6 protein-coding genes are annotated in these 7,171 nt (G+C 58.1%); all 6 read right to left on the bottom strand.

Features of this window, described 5'->3' with window-relative positions:
* Nucleotides 1-62: 62 nt before the first annotated feature.
* Nucleotides 63-1,343, bottom strand: a complete 1,281-nt coding sequence (locus tag AC1DYX_RS25385) for a glycosyltransferase family 4 protein (RefSeq protein WP_477264033.1) — start codon at nt 1,341-1,343, stop codon at nt 63-65.
* A gap of 340 nt (nt 1,344-1,683) precedes the next feature.
* Entirely contained in the window at nt 1,684-2,721 is a 1,038-nt protein-coding gene (locus AC1DYX_RS25380; protein WP_477264035.1) for a T6SS immunity protein Tli4 family protein, read from the bottom strand.
* Nucleotides 2,722-2,953: 232 nt separating this feature from the next.
* On the bottom strand, nt 2,954-3,967 hold the full coding sequence (locus tag AC1DYX_RS25375; protein WP_477264031.1) for a T6SS immunity protein Tli4 family protein: 1,014 nt from the start codon (nt 3,965-3,967) through the stop codon (nt 2,954-2,956).
* Nucleotides 3,968-4,100: 133 nt separating this feature from the next.
* On the bottom strand, nt 4,101-4,367 hold the full coding sequence (locus AC1DYX_RS25370; protein WP_477264030.1) for a PAAR domain-containing protein: 267 nt from the start codon (nt 4,365-4,367) through the stop codon (nt 4,101-4,103).
* Nucleotides 4,368-4,370: 3 nt separating this feature from the next.
* Nucleotides 4,371-5,777, bottom strand: a complete 1,407-nt coding sequence (locus AC1DYX_RS25365; protein WP_477264028.1) for a T6SS immunity protein Tli4 family protein — start codon at nt 5,775-5,777, stop codon at nt 4,371-4,373.
* A partial coding sequence (locus AC1DYX_RS25360) for an esterase/lipase family protein (protein WP_477264026.1) occupies nt 5,774-7,171 on the bottom strand: 1,398 nt, incomplete at its 5' end. The genes AC1DYX_RS25365 and AC1DYX_RS25360, both read right to left, overlap by 4 nt.

Here is a 7,171-nt window from a genome sequence, read left to right as displayed (position 1 = left end):
CATCAGGTGCGGCCCGGACGTCGAATAGCCGTCCGGCGTGTAATGGAAGGCGAAGCGGTCCGTCATGCGACCTCCTCCGCGTACGCCGGCGCCGGGGCCGTCGTGGCCAACGGCTTGAGCAGGTCGAGGTAGACTGGCAAACCCACCGTGTCGAAATCGTAGCGGCGCAGCACCGTCGCCCGGCCTTCGAGGCCGATGGGGGCGATCTCGTGGCGGCGCGCGATGAGGTCGAGCGCGCGATCGGCGAGCAGCCCCACGTCGAAGAACGGCGTCAGGAACCCGTTCGCGCCGTCGCGGATCACTTCGCGCACCGGCGCGGTATCCGACCCGAGCACGGGCACGCCGACCGCCATCGCTTCCAGCATCGACCACGACAGCACGAACGGATACGTCAGATATATATGCAGGCTCGCCACCTGCAGCGCGCTGCGGTAGGTGGCATACGGCACCTTGCCGAGGAAATGGACGCGCGACCAGTCGACCGTCTCGCCGCGCTCAGTCAACTCGGCCATCAGGGCCTCGCGGTAGCTCGCATGGCCGGTCGGCGGACGGCGGCCGTAGCTGACGCCGTCGCCGCCGATGACGACGACCTGCAATTCCGGATTCCCGGCCAGCAGGCGCGGCAGGCTACGCATGAAGATGTGAAAGCCGCGGTAGGGCTCGAGGTTGCGCGCGACATACGTCAGCACCGGCTGTGCGCGCGTGAGCACGGCGCCGTCCGGCAGCGCGAGGCGCGCGCACGGGTCGGGGCGGAGCTGCCGGGTGTCGATGCCTTCGTGGACTTCGCGGATCTTGCCGCGCAGTTCGGGCGGATGCACGCCGAGCTGCCAGCGCGTGGGCGCGACACCGTCGTCGGCCGCCAGCAGCGACTGCATCAGCACGGAATTCTTGATACGGATGCGCAGGCGGTCGTCGAGGCTCACCGGATATTCTGGATCGAAGCCGACGTCCAGCCCGTCCGCGGCCCACCAGAACTCGCAGAACACGACGAGACGCGCACACGGGAACACATCCTTGACGAACAGGGCCTCGCCCCAGCCCGGATGGCACACGACGACGTCGGGCTCGAAGCCTTCCTGCTTCAGGGCCACGCAGGCGCGCGCGACGGCCTGGCCACGGCGCACGCACCCTTCGAAATGGCGCAGGTAGTGATGGGTCTTCTCGCCGGGACCGTCCGGCCTGGCGTAGCCGATCACGCGCAGCGCCGGCCCAAGCGGCTCGCGCCGCACCGCAGTCTCTTCCCCGATCGCGACGACTTGATAGTCGGGCCGCGTCTGCAGGTACCGCATCAACCGGCGAAACTGGCCCGGCAGATTCTGGTGGATGAAGAGGACTCGGATCATGAGGTTCGGTTCGCGTGGTACCGACGACGAGTTGGAATTGAACGCATGATAGCCCCAGACTACACCGCGTGGCGCGACGCACACATAAAATCGTGAGGAATGCGTGCGTTGGACCACGCAAGATGGCATCAGCGTGTCGTCGAAGGTACGGATGGAGGGTGTGCGATCGCATGCGATGGCCGCTGCACGCGTGCGCTGCGCGGTCGCGGTGATGGCTGCGAGGTCGGTGTCCGCACGCGATCCGTTCGAACCGGCGCGCACCGCGACTGCGGCGCGGCGCGTGGTCGACGGTAGCGATCGAGGGCAGTGTGCGCGAAACGGATACGGCGCTGTCGATCGATCAGGCCGGTGGAACGGGGGGTGCGACGGGACGCAGGCGGAAGCTGTCGAGGATGTCGTCCCACAGCTTCATCGCTTCCTTGTCGGTGAGGCTTGTCTTTTGCTGGTTGCCCTTGCCGTCGTGGTAGCCGGTCGTCAGTTCGATCTTGATGGCCGGCGTGTCCAGCGTGCCGTCGCCCTGGGTCTCCCACACGAACGCGTGGCCGCGCATGCCATTGCTGCCGGGTGCGGATGCCAGGTGCTCCTGGCCCGGGTAAGGCCCGACCTCCCGGTCGCCCTTGCGCAGCACGCGGACCGACGTGGCGAGGTTGGCGAGGAACCCGGTCATGCCGCCCATACGTTCGAGCAGGGGTCGGTCGTGCTTGTGGCTGGCGAGCGGGTAGATCCAGACCGACACGAAAGCATCGGGGTGGCCAGCGATATCGATGTCCAGGCTCGCCTCTTCATTACGCCAGCGCGGGTTGGCGACAAAGCCACCGGCGAAGCAGAAGCCAGGGTCGCTGGGTATGTCAGTGTCAGCGCGCGGGCGCAGACGGGAGAGGGCCTCCTGCATGCGGTTCATGCCGAACTCCTGTTTACTACCACCGACGTCATCTTCAAACAAAAAGCGGCTACCGTTGATCCAACGATAGCCCAACACATTGATCTGAGCTGTGCTGAAGTCCGCTTTCCACGAGGCCAATATCCTCGTGTCGTTTCCCGGCTGAACAGACTGGAGCAGCATGCTTTTCTGTGTTTTTTCGTTTTTTGCAGACCTGAGAGTGGACTCGATCCTGTCCACTTCCGTTGCGAACTCCTCGTAGGTCGTTGCTTTGACCGGCTCGATCCGGATGAAGTCATATTTGTAGTTCCCGCCACTGAGCCTGGATCCGGCAGGCACGTCGATCAGGAAGCGGCCCATGCAGAACGTGGACGTGGTATGCGCACTCTGGTGCGTCATGGTCGATGGATTGGAATTAATAGGTATGGCCGTGCAGGCGCCGAGTCCTGCGCAACAGGCTGCCGCGAGCGCGGACGACAACGAACGATAGATAGTCATGATCAAGAATAGTCGTGCTTCAGCCAAGCGGATCCGACAGCGCGGCATCTGGCTTGCGCTGCGCCCCCGTCGTGGCAATCAGGGCGGCGCCGCAGGTTGTCTCCTACCCTTCATAAGCGACCGCGACGCCATCGATGACGTGGTGCGGATCGCCCGCGGCAATCGTGCAGTTGGCATGGCCTTTGATCGGGCAGTTGCACACGTCACCGAGACGAATCACGTTACGCATCTCTTACCCCTTGTCGTGTGGCGGCGAAGCGGCATCACGTGCGGCATGGTGCCCCTTCCCTGACACTGGCCCTGTTGGACGCACGCGTATCGTGCTCGTGATTTTGTCCCACACCGCAATGGCTTCGTCGTCGGTCAGGCTGGCTTTGGTCGCCCCGGCCGCGTTGCCGGCAACGCCGGTCTGAAACTGGATGTCCGCATAGGGCTTGCACAGATCTCGTGGGACGCCAGTGAACTTCATGTGGAACTCATGGTGCGCATACACCCCTTCTTCATCCGGAGTACGCATGAGTACTTCGTAACCGGTCGTCCAATCCGATACCTGGCGCGGATTTTCACGAAAGAACCTGGTATCTGCGATTGCCTTTTTCTCTTCAGGACTCGACGCGCCTTCCTTCATCCGTTTGAACTGTTCTTTAAGCGAATCGCCTTCTGGACCATGAGGGTTCGACGGGGCAACATAAATCGAAAGATGAGCATCAGGAAATTCTTCCAAACGGAAACCGACACGAACATGCTCGAGGAGAGTCTCTTTGTTTGCAGCCGGCTCATCCATCAGAAACGCATGCTGGATGCAATTTCCAGGCTCAGACGGGATTTCGTTTTCTTCACGTTGCCTCAGGCGCCGAGCAATACTATTGATGAGTCTGGTTGTCTCGTCCTTATCCTCTCGCAAAGGACGCGCACCGATGACGACACCATCGTTGTCCAACCTGAAGTAACTCCTGATTCTGAGCCCATTAATTGCTTCGAAATCCTCATAACCGGTCACGATCCTGCCGTCAGGGTGCGTCACATCATCGACTGATATCAAAAGGGGAACGTCATTGTGATTGATGGCCTTCTCACTCTTTAATTCATCAATAAATTTCTGCTCCAGTACCTTGACCTCATCGATGCCACCAGGGTGGACGCTCACGTTGAGCGGAACGGTTGCGTCGCCCCAAACGACCGTTGCGGAGTCAGGTACATCAACGATGAACCGCCCGAAGCAGATGGTTTTCGTTTTTTCGAACATGGGCTGAAGTCGGGGGGTGAGTGAGATCACATTGCGATTACATGCCGACAAAGCCAGGACTGTCGCAAAGGCAATAAAGCCGAGACGTCGCATTCTAGTTATCAAACGATGCTCGGTACGAAATCCGTAGCAACTAATTCCCACCAAAGGTCCCAGTCGTGGCAATCAGGGCAGCGCCACAGGTAGTCTTATGTCCTTCATAAGCGACCGCGACGCCATCGATGACGTGGTGCGGATCGCCTTCAACAATGATGCAGACGGTATGCCCCGCGATCGGACAACTGCACACATCGCCGACGCGAGCGACCGGTATGCCGTCGACCGTGAAACGTTGTGCGCTCACGCTGACGACCTTGCCGCCGTGCGACGTGGGGTCGCCAAGACGAATCACATTACGCATCCTTTACCCCTTGTTGTGGTGCGACGAATCGTCGTCCCGGCCGTGTGGATCGGAATTGGCACTGACTGGTGCGGTCTGGACGATCGACTGCGGACGCGACACGTCCGTGTCATAGTCGACCAGTTTCCATACCGTCGCCGTACGATACGAAGGACGCTCTCCCTTGAGCTTTTCCCACAACGACGGTTCACCCAGCGTGGTCACCTGCGGCATCGTGTCCCCTGCCCTGAAATACTGACGCGCCCCCCCTTCGATCTCGCCGCCCTCCCTGGCTTGCCACCAGCCCGTTTGCGGACACGTGCGACCAGTCGCCACGAGTTCTCCAAGCGACAGCCGCGGCGATGGCTCAGGTGCGATATCACTCGTTTTCACCGCATCGCCGGTCGGGCGCAGGCGGAAGCTGTTGAGGATGTCGTCCCACAGCTTCATGGCCTGTTCGTCTGTGAGGCTTGTTTTTTGGGGATTGCCTTTGCGATCCGAGTGTCCGGTCGACAGTTCGATCTTGATGGCGGGCGTCTCCAGCGTACCTTCACCCTGGGTTTCCCAGACAAAGGCATGCCCCCGCATACCACCGCTATTGGGCGCGGACGCCAGGTGCTCCTGTCCCTTGTACGGTCCAACCTGCCGGTCACCTTTACGCAGCACGTGCACGGAAGTCGCGAGATTGCCGAGGAACTGCGTCATGCCTCCCATACGTTCGAGCAAAGGCTTGTCATGCTTGAAGCTGGAGAGGGGGTAAAACCAGACCGAAACGATGGTATCGGGATGGCCAGCAATGCGGAAGTCGACGCCGGCTTCTTCATTTTCCCATTCCGGATTAGCAATAAAGCCGTCCGTAAAACAGTACCCGGGCTCATGGGGTAAGTCTGTTTCAGCGCGGGCACGCAGACGGGAGAGTACTTCACCCATATTGTCCACCCCTATTTTCTGTTTATTGCTATCAACGCTGTCCTTGAGCAGAAAACGGCGTCCGTTGAGCCAACGATAACCAAAAATAGCAACCTGGGCAGTGCTAGCATCCGATTTCCATGACGCAAATATTCTAGTATTTTTTTCGGGCTGAACAGATTGGAGCAACATACTCATTTTTGTACGGTCATTTTTGGCGTTTTTGAGGTTCGACTCGTGCCTCTCCACTTCCTCCTCAAACGCTTCAAACGATAATTCTTTCACTGACTCAATAGCAAGAAAATCGTATTTGTAATTCCCCCCAGTCTGCTTAGAGCCAGCGGGAACATCGATCAGAAAACGACCCATGCAAAAAGTGGATGAGACGGAAGAAGAAGCTGCATTTACGCTGTTATTAGCCATGACGGGAGACACAGGATTGTTTGTGGAAGCGAGACAAACGTTAAAACCTCCACAGACAGCTGCTGTAAAGGCAAGAATGAACGCACTGTATTTTTTCATGTTTTAGGCAAGTTTTGCTTCAACCAATCAGAGTCTGAAACAATTTTTACGATAGAGTATAAAGTGACTGCCTGTGCAATCTTTGCCTGATACGAGTTCTGGTGATCGTAGCTCTCATGATCCTTCTGCTTGCCTTCATGCCGAAAAATCTGGACAACATAGGGAGTTGGGGCAGATCCGGATTCGGCTGGCACAGTGCCATCACCAGGACCCTGAGCTTTCTGTATTTCAAAAATCCGCTGACTCTTTCCATCATTAACTGACAGTTGGATAGAACCATTCAAATCATCAGTCGTCAGCAACGCGTACTTTAGATCACCATCGATGGCCTTGTTGGACTTCCAGTGTACCTCATTCCACGCCAATTGCTTAGGATCAGCACCGTAGTAAGCATAAGTGTTTGAATGATATTTATCTGAAATAAAATCCTGGAGCTTGCGCGCATCAGCCATGTTAAGCGAGAATTTCTCAAAATCAGATTCACGGGAGCTTTCACCAACAATCTTTCTCCCCTCCCGCTTGGCTTTTTCCTTTTCCCTTCTCCCCGCCGGATCAACTAAATCTTCCTTTACCAACCTCCACCAGCTTTCAGTATTATTCAGATAAATATCCACGTAAGGATCACCATCTCCAAGCAACGTATCAACTTCTTCTGGTATGCCTTGCATATTGGTCCTGGTATAGCTCGCACGTAGCCAATGCCGAGCCCCCTTATCGGATTGAGTTTTATACTGAGCCGTAGGCAATAACTCCAATGGCCCGGGTGCATTGGCCATCACTGCCGTACACTCCGCCGCATTGCGCCCCAGCAGGACCTGTTCGACCCCTTCAAAGCCGGCCCGGATACGTTTATAGGTTGCCGGCGCACCGATCGCAGGCATGACGCCATGCACGATACCGAGAATGCGATCCGCCATGCCGGGCACTTGCGCACATGCTCTCCCGACGAGGCCCCCCATGCTATGCGTGACAATGATGACCTTGTCGCAGGTTTTTCCCTTGCTGCGGTAATGGGCCGTAATGCGCTCGATTTCCTGTGCCAACCGTTCGCCGGACTCCTTGTTACTGCGCAGCCAGTTGTAACCGACGCCATGCACCGGATAAAGCACGTCGGCGGCATCGCGCAAATGGTCTTCTTCCAATGGTTTAAACGGCTTTTGGGCGCCGAGCTTGGCAGGGTCCTGCCGGTCCATTACCAGGGTCTTCCAGGTCGCTGTAAGCGTCTTACCCTGACTGGCCGGGTCAAAAATGAGTGCCAGGCTTTTCTCGAGCAAGGAAAGAATTCCCGCGTAACTCTTGCCATATAACTGTCCCCAGCCCCGCCATTTGGCACGTTCGGCGTCCGTGTCGCCAGGCGCAATCGCGAGCAGAGCCTTGCTGGACTCATCGGGGTG

The sequence above is a fragment of the Massilia sp. P2_C2 genome (assembly GCF_056404615.1).
Note: the sequence above shows the minus strand (reverse complement) of the source record. Positions and strands in the feature narration are given on the sequence as shown.